At 58.7% G+C, this 18,483-nt stretch carries 14 protein-coding genes; 7 read left to right on the forward strand and 7 right to left on the reverse strand.

The window, feature by feature from the left end:
- Window positions 1-44 precede the first annotated feature (44 nt).
- From CA51_RS09925 to CA51_RS09935, 3 genes are all read left to right on the forward strand, one after another.
- Complete coding sequence (locus CA51_RS09925; RefSeq protein WP_145120135.1) at window positions 45-1,427, forward strand: sigma-54-dependent transcriptional regulator; 1,383 nt, start codon at window positions 45-47, stop codon at window positions 1,425-1,427.
- Between the two features lie 419 nt (window positions 1,428-1,846).
- Entirely contained in the window at window positions 1,847-3,364 is a 1,518-nt protein-coding gene (locus CA51_RS09930; protein WP_145120137.1) for a Do family serine endopeptidase, read from the forward strand.
- 155 nt (window positions 3,365-3,519) lie between these two features.
- Entirely contained in the window at window positions 3,520-4,836 is a 1,317-nt protein-coding gene (locus CA51_RS09935; protein ID WP_145120139.1) for a sigma-70 family RNA polymerase sigma factor, read from the forward strand.
- 180 nt (window positions 4,837-5,016) lie between these two features.
- Here CA51_RS09935 and CA51_RS09940 read toward each other — a convergent pair whose 3' ends face one another.
- The 4 genes from CA51_RS09940 to CA51_RS09955 all read right to left on the reverse strand — a co-directional run bounded on the left by CA51_RS09940 (window position 5,017) and on the right by CA51_RS09955 (window position 9,757).
- Complete coding sequence (locus tag CA51_RS09940; RefSeq protein ID WP_231746100.1) at window positions 5,017-6,525, reverse strand: alkaline phosphatase D family protein; 1,509 nt, start codon at window positions 6,523-6,525, stop codon at window positions 5,017-5,019.
- Window positions 6,526-6,710: 185 nt separating this feature from the next.
- A complete protein-coding gene (locus tag CA51_RS09945) occupies window positions 6,711-7,124 on the reverse strand; it encodes a hypothetical protein (protein WP_145120141.1) in 414 nt (137 codons plus the stop codon).
- A gap of 260 nt (window positions 7,125-7,384) precedes the next feature.
- Window positions 7,385-8,389, reverse strand: a complete 1,005-nt coding sequence (locus CA51_RS09950) for a CPBP family intramembrane glutamic endopeptidase (protein ID WP_145120143.1) — start codon at window positions 8,387-8,389, stop codon at window positions 7,385-7,387.
- 81 nt (window positions 8,390-8,470) lie between these two features.
- A complete protein-coding gene (locus CA51_RS09955) occupies window positions 8,471-9,757 on the reverse strand; it encodes an APC family permease (protein ID WP_145120145.1) in 1,287 nt (428 codons plus the stop codon).
- 225 nt (window positions 9,758-9,982) lie between these two features.
- On the opposite strand from CA51_RS09955, the gene CA51_RS09960 reads away from it, so the two are divergent.
- Both CA51_RS09960 and CA51_RS09965 read left to right on the forward strand, forming a co-directional pair.
- Window positions 9,983-10,843, forward strand: coding sequence for a hypothetical protein (locus CA51_RS09960; RefSeq protein WP_145120147.1), 861 nt, complete (start codon window positions 9,983-9,985; stop codon window positions 10,841-10,843).
- A 78-nt stretch (window positions 10,844-10,921) separates the two neighbouring features.
- The gene (locus CA51_RS09965) at window positions 10,922-12,379 is read left to right on the forward strand and encodes a DUF1501 domain-containing protein (protein WP_145120149.1); all 1,458 of its coding nucleotides are present in this window, start codon (window positions 10,922-10,924) and stop codon (window positions 12,377-12,379) included.
- Between the two features lie 33 nt (window positions 12,380-12,412).
- On the opposite strand, the gene CA51_RS09970 is transcribed toward CA51_RS09965, so the two are convergent.
- A complete protein-coding gene (locus tag CA51_RS09970; RefSeq protein ID WP_145120151.1) occupies window positions 12,413-12,874 on the reverse strand; it encodes an Mpo1 family 2-hydroxy fatty acid dioxygenase in 462 nt (153 codons plus the stop codon).
- 565 nt (window positions 12,875-13,439) lie between these two features.
- Between CA51_RS09970 and CA51_RS09975 the strand changes: the two genes are divergently transcribed.
- On the forward strand, window positions 13,440-14,339 hold the full coding sequence (locus CA51_RS09975) for a sugar phosphate isomerase/epimerase family protein (protein WP_145120153.1): 900 nt from the start codon (window positions 13,440-13,442) through the stop codon (window positions 14,337-14,339).
- Between the two features lie 86 nt (window positions 14,340-14,425).
- On the opposite strand, the gene CA51_RS09980 is transcribed toward CA51_RS09975, so the two are convergent.
- Complete coding sequence (locus tag CA51_RS09980; RefSeq protein WP_145120155.1) at window positions 14,426-15,337, reverse strand: NAD(P)-dependent oxidoreductase; 912 nt, start codon at window positions 15,335-15,337, stop codon at window positions 14,426-14,428.
- 41 nt (window positions 15,338-15,378) lie between these two features.
- Entirely contained in the window at window positions 15,379-16,476 is a 1,098-nt protein-coding gene (locus tag CA51_RS09985) for a hypothetical protein (protein ID WP_145120157.1), read from the reverse strand.
- A gap of 1,057 nt (window positions 16,477-17,533) precedes the next feature.
- Between CA51_RS09985 and CA51_RS09990 the strand changes: the two genes are divergently transcribed.
- Window positions 17,534-18,451, forward strand: coding sequence for an alpha/beta fold hydrolase (locus CA51_RS09990; protein ID WP_145120158.1), 918 nt, complete (start codon window positions 17,534-17,536; stop codon window positions 18,449-18,451).
- Window positions 18,452-18,483 lie beyond the last annotated feature (32 nt).

Here is an 18,483-nt window from a genome sequence, read left to right on the forward strand (position 1 = left end):
CGAATTTCCATTACGCGTGTTTCATAAAAATCCAGCAACCTTCCATGACCGACAACCCTGCTAACAAGCCGCTGCCACGCGTGCTGGTCGTCGACGATCAGCAAAGTATGTGCGAACTGACCAAAGCCGCGATCGAGCCGTTGGGCTTTGATGTCGAATGGTTTACCGATCCGTTGGAGGCGTTTGCTGCGTTTGAGCGGAGCGAGTTCGACGTCGTGCTGACCGACATGCAGATGAAGGGGCTCAACGGGATCGACCTCTGCCAACGCATCGTCTCCAACCGCGCCGACGTTCCGGTAGTCGTGATGACAGCCTTTGGCAGCATGGAGACGGCGATCAGCGCGATCCGCGCCGGGGCTTACGATTTCGTGACCAAACCGTTGGACTTCGAGATGTTGGCGCTGACGCTGGGCCGTGCGGTCGAGCGTCGCGACATGCAACAACAGATCCGTCTGCTCAGCCAACAGGTGGCCGCGGCGCGACGCGGCAGCTTGGATCAGATCTTGGGCGAGAGCCCCGTGATGCTTCGCTTGGCCGACCAAGTCCGGCAGATCGCCGATTCCGAAGCGTCGGTGTTGATCACCGGCGAGAGTGGATCGGGCAAGGAGATGGCAGCTCAAGCGATCCATCGTTTGAGTCGTCGATCGCAACACGCCTTTGTCCCGCTGAACTGCGCCGCGCTTCCCGAATCGCTGTTGGAGAGCGAGCTGTTTGGGCATGTGAAAGGAGCGTTTACCGATGCGTCGACCGATCGCCAAGGGCTGTTTTTTCAAGCCGATGGCGGCACGATTTTCTTGGACGAATTGGGTGAGATGCCGCTGTCGATGCAGGCCAAGTTACTGCGTGCGCTCGAACAAGGAGCGGCGCGGCCGGTCGGCGGCAGCACCGAACGGGCGTTTGATGTCCGCTTGTTGACCGCCACCAACCGCGATTTGGAAGCAATGGTCGAAGCGGGCACCTTCCGGGAGGATCTGTTCTATCGGATCAACGTGATCCAGATCGAGATGCCGCCGCTGCGCAGTCGCGGAACCGACGTGCTGATTCTGGCTCAACACTTCATCGATCAATTTGCCCAGCAGGCGAACCGACCGATCGGCGGCCTGTCCGAAGCCGCGGCGCAAAAGCTTGTCGATTACAACTGGCCCGGCAACGTCCGCGAACTGCGAAACGTGATCCAACGCGCCGTCGCGCTGACCCGTTACGATCGCATCGCGCCGGAAGACCTTCCCGAAAAGATCCGCAGCCACCGCGGCAAACAAGTTTTGATCGGGGGCGAAGATCCCGCCGAACTGTTGCCGATGGAAGCTGTCGAAGCGCGTTACATCCAGCACGTGTTGGAAGCTGTCGACGGCAACAAGACGACCGCCGCGAAGATCCTCGGCTTCGATCGCAAAACGCTCTATCGCAAGCTCCGCGAAACGCCTTAGCCGCTCGCCAGTTCTCTCGCTGCAAGCATCTCTGGCGCGCCACCTTCTTCGCGCGTCGCACTCTCGCTGCACCGCCAGCTGAATCACCAACCTCCAGGGCTTCAAAGCGGTTGGGGCATTATGCCCCGGCGCTGCATCTTGCCCCGGGGCATCGGGGGGCTATCGCGGTCGCTATCGGTTGCCGCTGGAAACTGCTGCTTTTCTTTTGACCCTGCAAAATGCAGGGTTTTCTTGATGTTTGAGGCTGGTCGCCGGGGGGCAACAGGGGCCGCTGCGGAGGATTGGCACGATCTCTGCTTTAACCTCCTCGCAACAGCTCGCATCACTCAGGGAGTGGTGATTTCGGGCTGCCCCACGGCGACGTGGATTCATCGTTTGTCATAACCACTTTCGGGTGGGTTGAAATTGGAGCACAGAGTATGAGCATTACGAAATTCAGAAAGCACAAAGCGCCGTGGATCACCGGTTTCGCGATCGCGGCGATGATCGGTTCGACAGCGGCGGTTCACCTACAAGCCGAATCGAATCCGCCGCGGGTGACCGCAGCGGTTGCCAACGCAAACTCGTTGAGCGAAGCGTTTCGCGAAACCGCTCGGGTCGTGGCACCGTCGGTCGTCACGATCACGTCGGAGACCGAAGTCGCCAGCCCGGCACCGCGGCAAGGCCAACCGATGAACGACGAGATGATGAAGCGGTTCTTCGGCGAAGGGTCTCCTTTCGGTGAGATGTTCCGCGGTCAACCGCAGATGCAGCCGTTCCACAAGCCGTCGGCTGAATCGAACACTCGCACCGGGATCGGATCGGGAGTGATCATCGACGCTTCGGGGTTGATCCTGACGAACAACCACGTCGTCGCGGATGCTACCAACGTGATGGTGAAATTGGCCGATGGACGCGAGTTCCAAGCTTCGGAAGTCAAAACCGATCCGAAGACCGACCTGGCTGTCTTGAAGATCGATGGAGCCAGCGATTTGGTTGCCGCTCGACTTGGAAATAGCGATCGGATCGAGATCGGCGACTGGGTGTTGGCCTTGGGACAACCCTTCGGTCTCGAAGGAACGGTCACCGCTGGGATCATCAGCGCCAAGAGTCGTGGGATTGGAATCACGGCGCGGGAGAACTTCCTGCAAACCGATGCGGCGATCAACCCTGGAAACAGTGGTGGTCCGTTGGTGAACCTGGCGGGTGAAGTGATCGGTATCAACACCGCGATCTCGTCGCGCAGCGGCGGCAACAACGGTGTCGGATTTGCAATTCCGATCGACGAAGCCAAGTGGGTTAGCGATCAATTGATCAAAGACGGTGTCGTGCGTCGAGCGATGTTGGGCGTTGGAATCCAGAAGGTCAGTCACGAACTGGCTTCTTCGTTCGGCGTCGAATCGAATCACGGCGTGTTGGTTACCGAAGTTGTGAAAGGTTCGCCAGCCGAGAAGGCGGGCCTGAAGTCGGGCGATGTGATCCTGTCGTTCAGTGGACGCGAGGTTCACGATCCACGCGGTTTGCAGAACGTCGTTGAACAGTGTGCTGTCGGTTCGAAGCAGAAGGTCGAGATCATGCGTGACGGCAGCAAGATGACAATCGAAGCTGTCTGCGAAGTTCAGCCCGAAGCGGGATTGTCTAACAAAGCCAGCGAATCCGCTGCTTCGAAGATCGAATCGCTCGGGATGGAGGTCGGTAATTTGACCGAAGACCTGGCGCGGAAACTTGGTGTCAAGGAAGTTGCGGGGGTGGTTATCACCAACGTGGAACCTGGCAGCGTTGCCGACCGTGCGGGATTAAAAGCTGGGAACGTGATCACTCAAGTCGAACGTAAATCGGTCGACTCGGTCGATCAGTTCCAAGCGATGACCAAGGATCACGATCTGTCCGATGCCCTGCTGTTGCTGGTCAAGACGGATCAAGGTTCGCGGTACGTGATTCTGAAGTCGGGAAAATAAAACCGGCAGCTGACAAAGCGCTCCGCTAAGGAGCGCTTGCCGGATCGAAGTCGCAACGGATCGGGTTGCTCCAACCCGCCGTTGCGACTTACGCGATAAGAACTCATCAATTCGTTCAACGCTTGAACGCCCACATATACTGGAGAAGAACTTCCATGGTCCGCTTCGCTACAAAATCGCAATCCAATCGCTGGTTCAGTCAATCCGGCTCGCACAACTCCACGCAATCAAACAACGACAACGAAGGCCTGGAAGAATATTTTGCGGACATCTCCAAGACGCGGCTGCTGACGACTGCCGAAGAGATCGAAGCGACGCAGCGGATCAAAAAGGCGGGGATCGTTTATCGCCACTGCTTGCTGATGCATCCCGAGATCCTGCCACAGATTATCGATTCGTTGGCCACTGTCGACGCCCGCGACGTGCGGATCGACACGGTGGTCGAGGTCGCCCCGAACGATCTGCCGAGGATTCAGTTTTTACGCAAAGCGATCCCGCATGTGATCGAATCGCTGCAACGGATCGACGACGAAAACCGCCGCGATCGCAAGCAGATCGGGATGCGTCGCTGCTCGCAAGTCAAGCGCCAAGCGGCATTGGGCCGAATGCGTCGCCGACGCCACTCGGTTCGTAATCTGGTCAACGAACTACCGATCCGCGTCGCGGTCCTGGAGTCGTTGTTCGACGCTTCGGACGACCGCGTCGCTGCCGGCCAACTGGCTCGCGTCACCCGCCGAGCCGCCGCGTTGCGAGTGCACCTGACGTCGCTGAAGCAAGGATTTATCAGTCACCACCTGCGGTTGGTGATCCCGATCGCCAAACAGTATCGCGGCCGCGGGCTCGGTTTTCTCGACCTGGTTCAGGAGGGGAACGCCGTGCTGATGAAAGCGATCGAAAAATTTGATCCCGACCGCGGGTTCCGTTTCAGCACCTACGCGACCTGGTGGATTCGCCAAGCGATCAGCCGCGCCGTGGCCGTGCAAGGACGTTTGGTACGCGTTCCGCAAGCCGCGTTTTCGGGAGTTAAGCAGGTTCGTCAGACTCAGGAGAGCTTTTATCTACGCCATCGCCGCGATCCCGATCCTCAAGAAATCGCTCGCGACACGGGGATGTCGTTCGAATCGACCAAACGAGCGTTGGGAGCACTTCGCGAGGTCGTGTCGATCCACGACCGGACCGATGACGACCAGATGACTCTCGCCGAAACGCTGCCCGAGGTTTCGGAAACGTCCGACCCGGCGTTCCTCGAGGAACAGCAGAACCTGCGGCCGATGGTGCTGGGGATGCTGAGTCGCTTGGATCCGCGGGAGCGGCGGATCGTCGAGTTGCGGTTTGGAATTAAAGATGGCAAGCCGAGAACGTTGACCCAAGTCAGTTCGGCGATGTCGTTGTCGCGGGAACGGATTCGTCAGATCCAAACCCAAGCGATGTCGAAGCTGGAGGACATGTCCGAAGGGATGGACGACTTCTGATTCGATTCGATCGCGATGAAGGCCAGCCAAACGCGGCGGATTGGATGCCGCGTCGCTGGCCAAACCGTTAACCTCCCCGCGACGCGTGGGCTCTCGTCGGGCGGCTTGCATCGCAAGTCAAACGACGCGGGCCTCGCGTCGCGGTCCTTTTGGCTTAATGAGCCCGGCAAATTCGCTAGCTCATTGAGCCGACTTGCTGGTCTCGTGCAGCAGCACACCCTGTTCATCGCGCCAGCGGAAGTGCAGCGTTGCCGGTTGCGAATCGTCGGCGGCTGGAGTCAGATGGATTTCCAAAAAGCCGCCCGAACGCGGATCTTGCAGGTAGGGTTGTTTGATCAAACCTTCGGGATCGGTGGAAGCTGGATCGCCTGCTTTCCGACCGAGCCTGGAATTGGCGTCGACCAATGCACCACAGGAAAACTCTTCGAATCCCGAGGGATCGATCGCGTGGTATTGCCAATGGCGGTCGCCGCAGACGACAAAGAAGTTGCCTTGGTCGAGCTGCTTCGTTTTCAGCCAGGCAAAAAATTGGTCCCGTTCGGTCCGGAACCCGCCGATGTTGGCGTGGTTGTCGGTCTTGCGTTTGTCATCGGGGCCAACCATCGGCGTCGGCGAGATCAGCAACTTAAACGTCGCGTCGCTCGCTTCGAGAGTCTTCATCAACCACGCTTTCTGCTCGGCACCCCAGATCGTTTTGTCGGGGCCATCCTCGATTTTGTTATCGCTGCGATACATCCGGTTTTCGGTCATCCAGATCTGCAGGTCCTTGCCGATCCGAAACGTGCGGTACGTTTTTGCATCGGCATCGTCGGCTTGAGCGACCGGCAATTGCTCCAACATCAAGCGGCGGCCGAGGACGGGCGAGGGGCTGTAGTTGCCGGAGTTATCGCAATCGTCGCGGCGATAATCGTGATCGTCGATCATCCAATAGGTCGGCACCGCGGCAAACAGATCGCGGAACCGCGGTTGGACAAACTGCTCGTGCCATTTCTGGCGAAGCTCTTCAACGCTCTTCGCCCGCGGTTTATTGGGCGTGTCGTAATAGACGTTGTCGCCGGTGCCGACAAAAAAGTCGGGCTGCAGTTTTAGGATCGATGCCAGCGCGGGGTATCCCAGATGCTTGTCGACTCCTTCATAAGGTGCCGGCAGGTTGGTGTTGTTCTGCACCTTGTGCTGTTTCAAATCGATCCGTTGATCGCCATGGAACTTGGCGTAATTCATCCCCGTGACGACGACAAAACGCACCTCCGCGGGAGCTTCGGTCGCCGGCAGGGTCTTGAAACGAGCGACCGGTCCGGGTTGCGTGATCCCGGCGCTCGATGTGAGTTCGGTTTCGCAGCGGTAGCGAGTCGCGGGATCGAGCGATCGGAAGCTCGCTCGGGCAATAAAGTCTCGCTGCTGGCTGGCCTTTAAAATTTGTTTGCCAACAACCTGGGCACTCCCCTCCTTAAACAATTGAAAGGCAACCGTGCCTGCCAATCCTGGCAAATCGCGATCGACAAGGGTGTCGGTCGAGGTCAGTCGCACTTGGACGTTCGCCGACGCGCTGGTCAATTCGCCGACCATGATTCCCATCCCGGCCTTGGGGACCGCTTTCGGATTCGGCGGTTGAGCCGAGACCGCGACTGCGGAAGCTAACAGGACGATGAACGGAAACGACAGGCGGTTCGGGGTGGTAAGCGATAGCAAGTTAGAACCTCTTCGGATGCCATGCGGAGGAAGGTCACGGGGAAGTGAAACCATTCTAGCAAGTGATGCGACTGAAGCGGAGATCGCTCCAGAGAAAACCAATGCTTGCAGGCCATCGATCGGTTCAATTGAAAACGCGGCGATATCGAGGTGGGACGCCGTCGCTTTTGTCTGGGGTTGGTATATCAGTTGGCGAAGCTCAAGAAGGCGAGCACGCACAACTGAACCAACGCGACACCGCTGGCGGCGAGGTTGGCCAAGTGATGTTTCCAGTGGCTGATCATGAACAGCGATCCGATCGCCAGTACCGTGCCGCCGCACTTCAGGCCGATGAACCGCGCCAAGTGTTCGACGCCCATGCCTTGGATCGAATCGAGATTCAAGATCCCGCGAGCGACGGGGTTCTGTTCCAGGTAAGCCAACGAATCGGCATATTTAATTGTCAAGTAAATGTCGTAGGCCGACACGAGTCCGATCCAGATGGCCAACAGTGCGAGAATAGTTGGCGAGGTTTCGATTGCACGTGCCCAATTTTTTGGCACTTGGAAGAAGCTGTATTGTTCCCAATCCGCTTGCAGTTGGCCTGTTGCGTTACTCATCGGTCGATTTTCCCATGCAAATTTGAACGTGTGGCTTTCGGAGGGTGGTGACTTCCCACACCCCCTGTTCCATTCCGCTCTCAGACAATGCAATTGCCGTGCCGAGAACATCGGGCTCTACGGAGGATATCGCCCTTAAAGTTCAAAATGCATGATGAAAATAGCGTTAAGGTATTTAGTCCGCCGTTGTGCGAAGGGGCCTGGCGGCTACCCCAATCGGTTCAGCGGGATCGGATCACCCCGCTGCGGACCTCCCAACGCTACAATCCTTCCCCCACGACCATGCTGACCGCGGCGACGATCATCGTGATAGCATTCAAGCTAAAGTGCACAATTAGCGACGGCCAAATGCTATGAGTTTGTCGGTAGAGGTATCCGAGCCCTAGGGCGAGGAAGAAGAGGGTCACCGGAGCGGGCCCATGCCCTAGGTGGGCGAGCGCGAAAAATAGACTGCTGACCAAGATCGGCCAGTAGGGAACTCGGCGAGAATCCTCCGCTGCCGTCGTATCGGCGGCAGCTAGGACTGTTGAGGGAATCGCAGCCTCGGATTGCTGCCACTGCGGAGTCCCCTGCTCTGCCGCCGCGGACTGCGGCAGCTGGGAGTCGGTCGGTTGAGGGCCGCCCATCGCTTTGCTTTCCAGCCAGCCTTGCAGCACGACGCGAAACAGGAACTCTTCGGTTAGCGGAGCGACGATGACCGCCACGACGGCCATCGGCAACAGATAGATCGGATCGCCCGATTTCTGCAGCAGTTCCAAAACAGGGTGTTCATATTCGACCCACCAAGCGGTGAGGATCGCTTGCAGCAGATAGATTGGCGGCAGCAACGCGATGACTCCCAACAGCCCCGTCGCCATGTGCGACCAGCGGAGCGCAAAGCCTAGGTCGATCGAACTGGATCGATAGAGGGCAACCAACCAGACTATTAATAGTCCACACGCAACGATTCTCGAACCGCCTTCGATGCTCAACAGCGTCGACATATCCGACAGCGAGATCGGCGTCTGTTGGGGATCTTTGGGGAGTTCGAGCCAGCCGGCTCGCTGGGCGACAAAACTGGCCGCGTTCGCTAACAGGACCACCAACCCCAGGGCGACGATCACGCCATCGACGCCCCAGCCGACGGGAGTCCGGTATTCCAGCGGCAGGATGTCGCCGCCCTGCCAGACTCGTCGCAGTGCGATCGACCAAGCGATCAAACTGGCAGCGATCATCGCCAACACAAACAGGCCAAAGACAGCCGAGAAGATTTCCAGAGGGCTCATCAATAAAGTGCTACAGGTGGGAGTGAGTCGGCTGAGTGGTGTTCTCTGTAAAACTAATTCAAAGTCGCAGCGAAAAACAGGCTACCGCAAGCCCTCGCGTTTGGGCCGCAAGCTGTAGACCACGATCCCCGAAGCCACCACCGCGAGGCTCAACAGCAGGCTGGTCGGACTCTGTTGATAACGATACAGGCAACCGATGACCGCGATTCCCAGCGTCACCGTTCCGAAACTGGCGGGCAACAGCGGCCATAGGATCACTGGCCGTTTCCCCGGCACGCCGCGGAATCTGGGCAGCAACAGGCACAGCACCGTTGCCGCGGCGCTGACCGAGAGCAGAAAGCTTGTGTAGTCCAGCAGATCTTGGATCGAAGCCACGCAGACCAACAGCGTCGCCAATGCGGCTTGCACGAGGATCGCAGTCCGCGGCACGCCATCGCCCGGGATTAACCAGCTTGGCAACATCCCATCTTCCGCCATCTTCACATAGACGCGTGGGCCGGCTTGCAGCATTGCCGAAACGCTAGTCGCCAACGACAGCGCGACCAGCAATTGCACTGCCAATCCAAGCGATTCGCCCCCGAGGTGATCGGCTACGACGGCAGCGATATCGCCGCGACCGACGATCGCATCCGTTGCTGTCGCAAATAAGAAGATCGCGTTGATTAACAAGTAGAGGAGCGACACGCCGAGCGTGGCAAACAACATCGATCGGCGAACCGTTCTGCGTCCCAACTTGGCTTCGCCGGCGACGTAAATCGATGCGTTGAAGCCGGCAAAGCTGAACGAGATCCACATCAATTGGTTCGCGTAGGTAGAAATGCCCGGCCCCGGTGCTGCCGCCGATGCCGACGCCGCGAACTGCGCTGGCCAATCGATCGATGCGACGCCGATGGCGATGAACAGGCTGATCGCCACCAACTTGATGCCAACCAAGATGTTCTGGCCGATCGCGCCGGTGCCGGTTCGAAACAGATGCAGCAGAGCTGCACAGGCGATCAAAGCGACGGCGACGAGCATCTTCTCTTCGTCCGAATCGATCTTCAACTGAGCTGGCAGGTAGTTCACAAACGTGGTGGCGGCGAAGGCGATCGCGCCGGTAAATCCCGCGAGCAGCGAGATCCATCCGGCCATGAACCCGGCCAACGGATGAACGGCTCGCGAGAGGAACAGATATTCCCCGCCGCTGCGGACCAATTGCCGCGATAGCCCGCCGTAACAGATCGCTCCTGCGATGGCGATGATCGCCGCGATCGCCCACATCGCCAACACGCGGATCGGCGAACCCAAGGCCTGCAGCGAATATCCGCTGGTCGTGTATACGCCGGCGCCGATCATATTGGCGACTACCAAACAAACCAGCGACGTCATACCAATCGTTCGTTTGGGTTTTGTCGTGCTATTCAATCGATCGCCCAAAAGAGACTGCAAACCCGCAGTTTTAGGTTCGCCGGTGGGGCCCGTCCAGACCACGACGGGCAACAACGCGTCCGAGTGCGGGAAGATCCGTCGATCGACTACGTCGCCAGCTGAAAAGAGGTTAGTATAGATAGCTGGCGCCGGATGTCGCACCGCAATGGCCAAAGGAACGTGCTTGTGTTACCCAAAGAAGAACTCGTCGAACAGGCTTACTTTTTCCGTATCCTCAGTGAACGGATGGGGGAACGCTTGGCGATGCAAGACCTGCTCAAACAGGTCAAATTCGAATTGCTGACGAGCACCAAGCTGCCGATGGCTGTCGATTTCCTGCTGACCGAACTGCTGCACGGCGGAGCGATGGGGCCGGCGATGCGTCGGATGCAACACTACTTCACATCGTTCCAGACCTATCTGGTCGAGGAAGCTGAATTCGAACGCGGCCGATTTGGAATGCAGACCGCTGTCAAAGTGTTGCAGTTCGATGCCGAATATCGCAGCGGCCAGCCGAGTCGGCAGGGTTGCTTTCTGTACCAATTCGAAGCCCTTTGCCGGAACCGTCTGCGATACGATCAAGGGCTCAAGGCGATGAGCGAGGATCCGATCTACGACGCCGACTGGAAGCAGTGGCTGTTGGAGGTTCGCCATCAAATTGGCTTGGTCGACCTGGCCGATATGATCTTTCTTCGCAGCGAGGAATATGTCCAACGCAAGCGTGCGATCGAAGGCCCTGAATTCGAACCGAAGCTGCCGCCGCTGTTCGGTCAGCACGAGGGGCGGATGGCGATGGCCAATCATCGTAAAGATCCGCTGTTTCTGTTCGCCGCGATGCAGCGTCATCTCGGCTATCCCGCCGTCCCACGCTTGGCACCGCCCGACCCGACGGCGGAGATCGTTCCTCAGTTGCAGCGACGGATGGAGCGATTGGAAACGCGAATGAAGATCATGGAGGAAGAGCAGCGGCACGGGCTCGATATCACCAAGTTTTACGTCGACCCGCACAAACCGCCATCCGATCACGATTCGGACATCGACGATTGAAGCACTGCGGCGATGCGTCCCGTCTCGCAAATCGAGCCGCGTTCCGATTGATCCTTCCTACTGATACCGAACATCGAAATGAGTATCTTCGCCGACCCCACCGCTCCCCGATCGATAGTTCGTCGCGACTTCTTGCGTCAGTTGTCCGCTGCGGGAACCGCGGCGTTGGCGGCCGGTGCGCCGCGGGCTCTGGCGTCCGAAGCGGGCGGCGCGGTAGAGCATCCTCGCCCGACGGCAGACGCTTGTATTCTGTTGTGGATGGGGGGCGGCATGGCGGCGCCAGACACCTTCGATCCCAAACGCTACCTGCCGTACAAACCGGGGCTGAAGGTGGCCGACATGTTGAGCACCTTTCCGGCGATCGATACCGCTGTCGATTCGATCAAGATCTGCGAGGGGCTGGAGAACATCGCCGGCGTGCTGGACCAAGGGACCCTGATTCGATCGCACGTGCAACCCGATCTCGGCAGCATCTTGCACTCTCGCCATCAATACCATTGGCATACCGGCTACGTTCCGCCGCAAACCGTCGCGGCACCGCACATCGGTGCCTGGATGTCGCGGGTGCTGGGACCGCGGAATGACGTCATGCCGGCATTCATTAATATCGGTCAACGGCTGGAGGGAGTCGGGGAGAGCGAAGAGCTGAAGGCGTTCACGACGGCTGGTTTTTTTGGCAGCGAATTTGGCCCGATGAATCTTCCTTATCCCGACCAAGCTGCGGTCTCGGTGCGGCCGCCAAAAGGGATGCAGGCCCAGCGGTTTGCCGATCGCAACCGATTGTTCCGGCGACTTGTCGACGCCAGCCCCAACCGGGATTTCATGAGCGATTACCAGCAGGAATCGATGTTGCGATCGATGGATTCCGCCTATCGATTGTTGAGCAGCCGCGATCGCCAAGCGTTCGACATCACGCGAGAACCGAAGGAGAGCTTCGATCGGTACAACACCGGTCGCTTCGGGCAGGGATGTCTGTTGGCCCGGCGGTTGGTCGAATCGGGAGCTCGGTTTGTCGAAGTCACCACCGAATACGTTCCCTTCCTGCACTGGGACACGCACAACGATGGCCATGTCACACTGCAGCGGATGCATCGCGAGATCGATCGCCCGGTGGCTCAATTGATCACCGATCTGCAACAGCGCGGGCTGTTGGACCGAACGCTTGTGATCTTGGCTTCGGAATTCAGCCGGGATGCTTTGATGGAGGGCCAGCCGGGATCCAATGCCAACGATCAAGCGACCGCCAAAGTCGATGTGTTAAGCGAGTTGAAACACTATGGGTTGCACCGACACTTCACCGGCGGATCGAGCGTCTTGATGTTTGGTGGCGGTATGAAACAGGGCTTCCTGTATGGTGCCACCGCGCCGGAGCGACCGCTGATGGCGATCGAAAATCCCGTATCGATTGAAGATCTGCACGCGACGATCATGACCGCGATGGGGATCAGCCCGCAGACCGGTTTCGATATCGAAGGCCGCCCGTTTTATGTCACCGAAGATGGCAAGGGGCGTGCGGTCCAGGATCTGTTTGCTTGATCGATCGACCGGCGCCAGCTCGCTCGCCCGGATCTACCATCCCATCCGGCGGTAGAAATCTCTCAGCACCCATGCCGGCCCGATCAGTAGAAACTGAAGGTCTTGAAAAAAAGCCGGCTTCTTGCCTTCGATTTGGTGGCCGATGAATTGGCCGATCCAAGCGATCACAAACAGCGCCAGCGATGGGATCCAAAGAGGCGTGGCGAGCGTTTGGCGGTAGGCGATAAAGCCGCAGGCAAGCAGCGCGAAAGCGATCGCCATCCCGATCGCAAGGCGTAGCGACATGCGAATGTAGAAAGCAAAAGCGGCGAGCATCGCGACGATGCTCCAGTTGATCGTGATCCAGGATTGCCGCGGGGCGGGCAGCTCCCACAGCAACCCCAAGAACGCGGCGGCGATCACAGGGACGCAGATCCAATGGATCCGTTTGTTGACCGGGTTGCGGTGACTCAGCTCGTATTCCGCAAACCATTCGTCAGCCGATTTTCCCGCCATCGATTTTTCTCCCAACGACGCGTCATCGCGTGAACCTATTATATGTCAGCCGGCGTGGGGCCGAGGACGTTGGCGACACGTATCCCAGGGCAATTCAGCGTTTCAAACTGAAGCGTCACGCGAAACGGTAACCCGACTCGGGAGCGAGGAATTTGAATGGTGCCTTCTTACGCGTCGGGGTGCCTGTATCGCCAAAGCTCAAACCAGGGCTATTCAGTGTTTCAATTTGAGGTATCAGCCGCCACGCGTTAGCGTCCGGTTTACCTGGAGAACCGGACGCTAACGCGTGGCGGCTAATTTGCCTAAGCACAAACACTGATCAGCCCTGAAGCTCAAACCGTGATTTGCTCAGGCCCGGATCTCGGTGGACGTAAGTTCTCCGGCGGCCATGTCGGTTGGCGCGTCTGGTCGCCTGACCGATACGGGGGCGAAAACTCCCGGTCGGCAGAAGGGACGTTTCCTGCTGTCTGGAGGCCTGATTTTCAATTATCATGGGCGGAAGAAAAATGGCGCCGTTGCGTCTTTCCCGCCTCACGCTAATTAACACGCTCCACAGGATCCCACCATGAGTGCATCGTTTTCCTTTTCTCGTCGCGATCTTTTGCGGACCGCAGCTCCCGTTGCGACCGCTGCAATGTTCGCCCCTTCGGCTTTTGCTTGGCAGAGCAAATCGAAGATCCTCAACACCTTGAAGATCGGGATGGTCAAGATCGATGGGGCGTCGTTGGAAGAGCGTTTCCGCGTCGTCAAAGAAGTTGGATTCGACGGCATCGAGATGAACTCTCCCGGAATGGATGTCGCCGAAACCAAAGCCGCGATCAAAGCGACCGGTCTGGTTGTCGACGGCACCGTTTGCGCTGGTCATTGGGGAATTCGGCACACGAGCCCCGATGCAGCGACCCGCGCCAAGGCGCTCGAAAATTTGAAGATCGCACTTCGCGACACCAAAGCTGTCGGCGGCGACACGGTGCTGTTGGTTGTCGGTAAAGGCGAGGATGGCCCCGAGCAAGAGATCTGGGAGCGCTCGGTCGAGAACATCTCCAAAGCCGTTCCGTTGGCAGAAGAATTGAACATGAAGATCGCTATCGAAAACGTCTGGAATCAATTCCTGTACGATCACGAAGGCGATTCGAATCAATCGGCAGATAAGTTCGTGAAGTATGTCGATGAGTTCAACTCACCCGCCGTTGGCATGCAGTTCGACATCGGCAACCACTGGAAATACGGTAACACCGGCGATTGGATCCGCACGCTTGGCAAGCGGATCGTCAAGCTCGACTCCAAGGGGTTCTCGCGAGCCAACAACCGCTTCACCAAGATCGGCGAAGGCGACATCGATTGGAAAGACGTCCGCGCCGCGCTGACCGAGATCGGTTTCGAGGGTTGGTGTGCAGCCGAAGTTGGCGGTGGTGGAAAAGAGCGTTTGGCCGAGGTGCTGGCCAACATGAAACGAACGCTCGGTTAATCCGCAGCGCCCAAGTACACTCTTGCGGTCGAGGTCGCTATCGCGCCTCGGCCGCTTGCTTGCTTCGTAGAGGCTTGTCGATCGGGTTACCGATTCGACCAATCGATTCCCGACATTTGAGCAAGCGCTGCGATCAACGCTTGGGTGCCATCGCGGCCATGTCCTTGAGCCTTCAGCGCTTCGTACAATTGTTTGCCCAAGGCGAGGCCAGGCATCGAGAGTCCCATCCGATGCGATTCGTCCAACACGATCCCCATGTCTTTGATGAAGTGTTCGACGAAAAATCCGGGGTCGTAATCGTTGTCGATGATCTTCGGCCCAAGGTTGGTCAGCGACCAACTGCCCGCGGCTCCCGACCCTACCGATTTCAGCACGGTAGGCAGATCCAGCCCAGCCTTGTAGCCATACAGCAGGGCTTCGCAGACGCCGATCATACCGGTCGCGATCAACGTCTGGTTGACCATCTTGGTGTGTTGCCCCGAACCGGCTGGCCCTTGGTAGACGATGGTCTTTCCCATCGCGTCCCAGCAGGGTTGCAGCGCGTCGACGACTGGTTTGTCGCCACCGATCATGATCGATAGTCGCGCCTCGCGGGCTCCGATATCGCCACCGCTGACCGGCGCATCGACACTCTGCACGCCGCGCTCCTTCGCCGCCTGGTAGATCTCCACCGCTAGCGATGGTTGGCTGGTCGTCATGTCGATCAAGACGCTTCCAGCAGCCGCATTGGCCAAGGTCCCCTCGGGGCCAAAGGTGACCTGCCGCAGGTCGTCGGGAAAGCCGACGATCGTAAAGATGAGATCGCTCCGTTGGGCAACCTCTTTCGGGCTGCTGACCAAACTGGCTCCCTTGGCGACTAAGGAGCCCGCTTTTTCGGGCGAGCGATTGTAGATGGTCATCGGAAATCCAGCATCGATCAGATGGCCGCACATGCTGCGCCCCATCACTCCGGTTCCAATCCAGCCAATTCGCGTCTTGTTCGCTTCGATCGTGAGCATAAGTCGAGACTTCTTTAATTTGGTGGTGGTTTTTGTTTGTGTTAGGGGCGGTCGGCAACAACCGCTGTCGTCGCATCAAATCGAACCGTCAGTCCGGCTTGCGTGCAGATCGATTCGATGATCGCTGTCGCCAACTGGTCTTCGACCTTCAGGCCGACCGGCCTCTTCAGGTTCTCGGAACTGGCGGCGGAGGTATCCAACGTGAAACCGCTGGCGTTGCAAACGGCTTGCAAAATGGAGGCTGCTGGTTTCATGCCGGGGATTCGCAGCGTAAACCGCCGCATTCCCGGGGCGACGTCTGCCAAGCCGCCATTTTGTTTTGGTTTGGCGGCGGATCGATCGCTGCGAATCCGATGGTGAACCGCCGAGTTGCCGGTGACCCGAATCAACGCTCCCTTTTTTTCCAGCTTGACGTCGGGATCGATCTTTCTGAGTTCGCGAGCCATGCCCGCGGCGACTTTTGTGGAGGGATACTCTAACGCGACGCCGGCGCTCTTTTCAATCCGATCGAATCCAAACGTCGCCTGTTGCGGTTCGTAGTTTGGTGCCAAGTCAAACCCTGCGGCCAAGAGGACGAGTGCGTCGGCAGCATCGACGCCCTGCAACTTGCAGCGATCCCAGAGGTCGTGAGGTAGCGATTCGCCGGCGACGGAAACCTGCCACGCTGCGGCTATCTGTTGCGCGATTTCGGCGGGCGTGCTCAAGCGATCCCACGCGAGGTCTTGGGATTCCAACAGCCGCGTCGCCGCCGAGATCGGAAGCTGTTTCATTTCGGATCGGAGCTTCAGGATCCGCGTCGCCGTATCGATTGCCACGCCTTGCGGAGCGAGGATGACGACGGGGGAGGCGTACCCGACTTCCAGCTGCGATTTCGCGGCGATCGCTTCGAGCGTCTGCTGCAGCGATCCGGCAGCTGCCGACAGCGAAACCGGCGTCGAGGGATCGACGCGGCGATCGATCCAGACATTGATACCGTGAGCGTCGCCGATCCGCTGGGCCACCACGCGCAGCGGCAATTCGGTCCCGACCACGCGGCAGACCGAACGCAACTGGTCGTCAAACGAATCCGCCGCGCAGACCGCCGGCAAAATCGCGGCGGAGAACCAGGCGATCGAAAGCAGGACAGAACGTAGGTTCACCATCATCATGACCAGCGGGCAAAGTGGGCTCGACCTGCCGAACGCTTGGGCGGACACCATCGCCATCACTGCACGTGAAGGAAGCGAATCGCAGGGGATACCAGCTATCTTAAACTCCGCCGCGCTCGCGGTGGAGGGCGAGCATCCTTATATATGACGAACGACAGTAACCACGCCGCTTCATCCGGCCGACCAAGGGCGTTTGGCAAGTCACTTCACCCGCTCGGCGGCAGCCGGGAGGGTCGGAAAACGAGCGTTTAGCAAGTTTTTCGGGGATGGCTTACAGCGATGATCAATCGGCGTGGAATTACCTCTCGTACGTCCCTCCCCGAACCTCGCTTTGCTGGTTCGACCCTCCCTTGCAAACTGCGTTTGCGGGAGGGTGAAGCGAACACTTCACCCGCCCGGCGAAGCCGAGGGAGGGTCGGAAAACGAGCGTTTAGCAAGTTTTTCGGGGATGGCTTACAGCGATGATCAATCGGCGTGGAATTACCTCTCGTACGTCCCTCCCCGAACCTCGCTTCGCTGGTTCGACCCTCCCTTGCAAACTGCGTTTGCGGGCGGGTGAAGCGATCACTTCACCCGCCCGGCGAAGCCGAGGGAGGGTCGGAAAACGAGCGTTTAGCAAGTTTTTCGGGGATGGCTTACAGCGATGATCAATCGGCGTGGAATTACCTCTCGTACGTCCCTCCCCGAACTTCGCTTCGCTAGTTCGACCCTCCCTTGCAAACTGCGTTTGCGGGAGGGTGAAGCGAACACTTGACCCGCCCGGCGAAGCCGAGGGAGGGTCGGAAAACGAGCGTTTAGCAAGTTTTCCGGGGAGGGATGTCCGCGAGTCAAAACGCCCGGACAACGCGGTGCCGGAAAAACACCTCCCCGCTCGTTCGACCCTCCCCTTTAAGCTTCGCTTGGCGGAGGGTGAATTGTCGCGAAGCTGGTGCCGAGCGGGCTTGCGCGAGCGACGGAAATCGGCGCGATCGAGTCGTCACGGCGCATCGGGCGGTTCGTCGGTTTCAACGGCTGACGGATCGGGGATCGATCGCGTATACTTGCCGCGATGAACAGCGACGCAATCTGGCAAAACGAATATCCTTTTACTTCGCGATGGCACGAAGCCGACGGGCATCGTTACCATTTCATCAGCGAAGGGGCTGGCGATCAAACGATCCTAGCGGTTCACGGCAATCCGACGTGGAGCTTTTATTGGCGAAACGTCGTCCAGCGTTTCTCCGATTCGCGGCGCGTTGTGGCTGTCGACCACATCGGTTGCGGGATGAGCGACAAGCCGCAGGAATACGATTATTGCCTGGAAACCCATGCGGCGAACCTGGGCAGCTTGATCGAAGCAGAGGACCTGCGGCAGATCACGCTGCTGGCTCACGATTGGGGCGGTGCGATTGGCCTGTTGGCACTGACTAAGCACGTCGACCGATTCGAGCGGATCGTGTTGCTGAACACCGGCGCATTTCCTCCACCTTACGTCCCTTGGCGGATCGGAGTGCTGCGGTGCCCCGTGCTGGGGCCTTTGGCAATCCGTGGACTCAACGCTTTTGCGGGCCCCGCGGTGACGATGGCGATGTCGCGTCGATCGCTCAGCCCCGAGGCGCGAGCTGGTTTACTGGCCCCTTACAAAAATTGGGCCGATCGGGTGGCGATTGATCGCTTTGTGCAAGACATTCCAATGTCGCCGTCGCATCGCACCTGGCAACCGCTGGAACGTTTAGAGGCCGCGCTGCCGAGCCTCTCGCATCTCCCCACGATGTTAATTTGGGGGATGAAGGACTGGTGCTTCCGCCCCGAATGTATGGACCGAATTAAAAAGTCGATGCCACACGCCCAGACCGTCCCGATCGCGGATGCGGGGCACTATGTGATGGAGGATGCGACGGAAGAGGTGCTCGATTCGATCGGCAGTTTTTTCCAGTCGACCGACGCCCCGTCAGCGACTTCGGCAACGAGCCACCCGTCGACCTAGGATGCCGGCCGATGCGTCATCTCGAATCATCG

This window comes from Rosistilla oblonga, from assembly GCF_007751715.1.
GTDB lineage: Bacteria > Planctomycetota > Planctomycetia > Pirellulales > Pirellulaceae > Rosistilla > Rosistilla oblonga.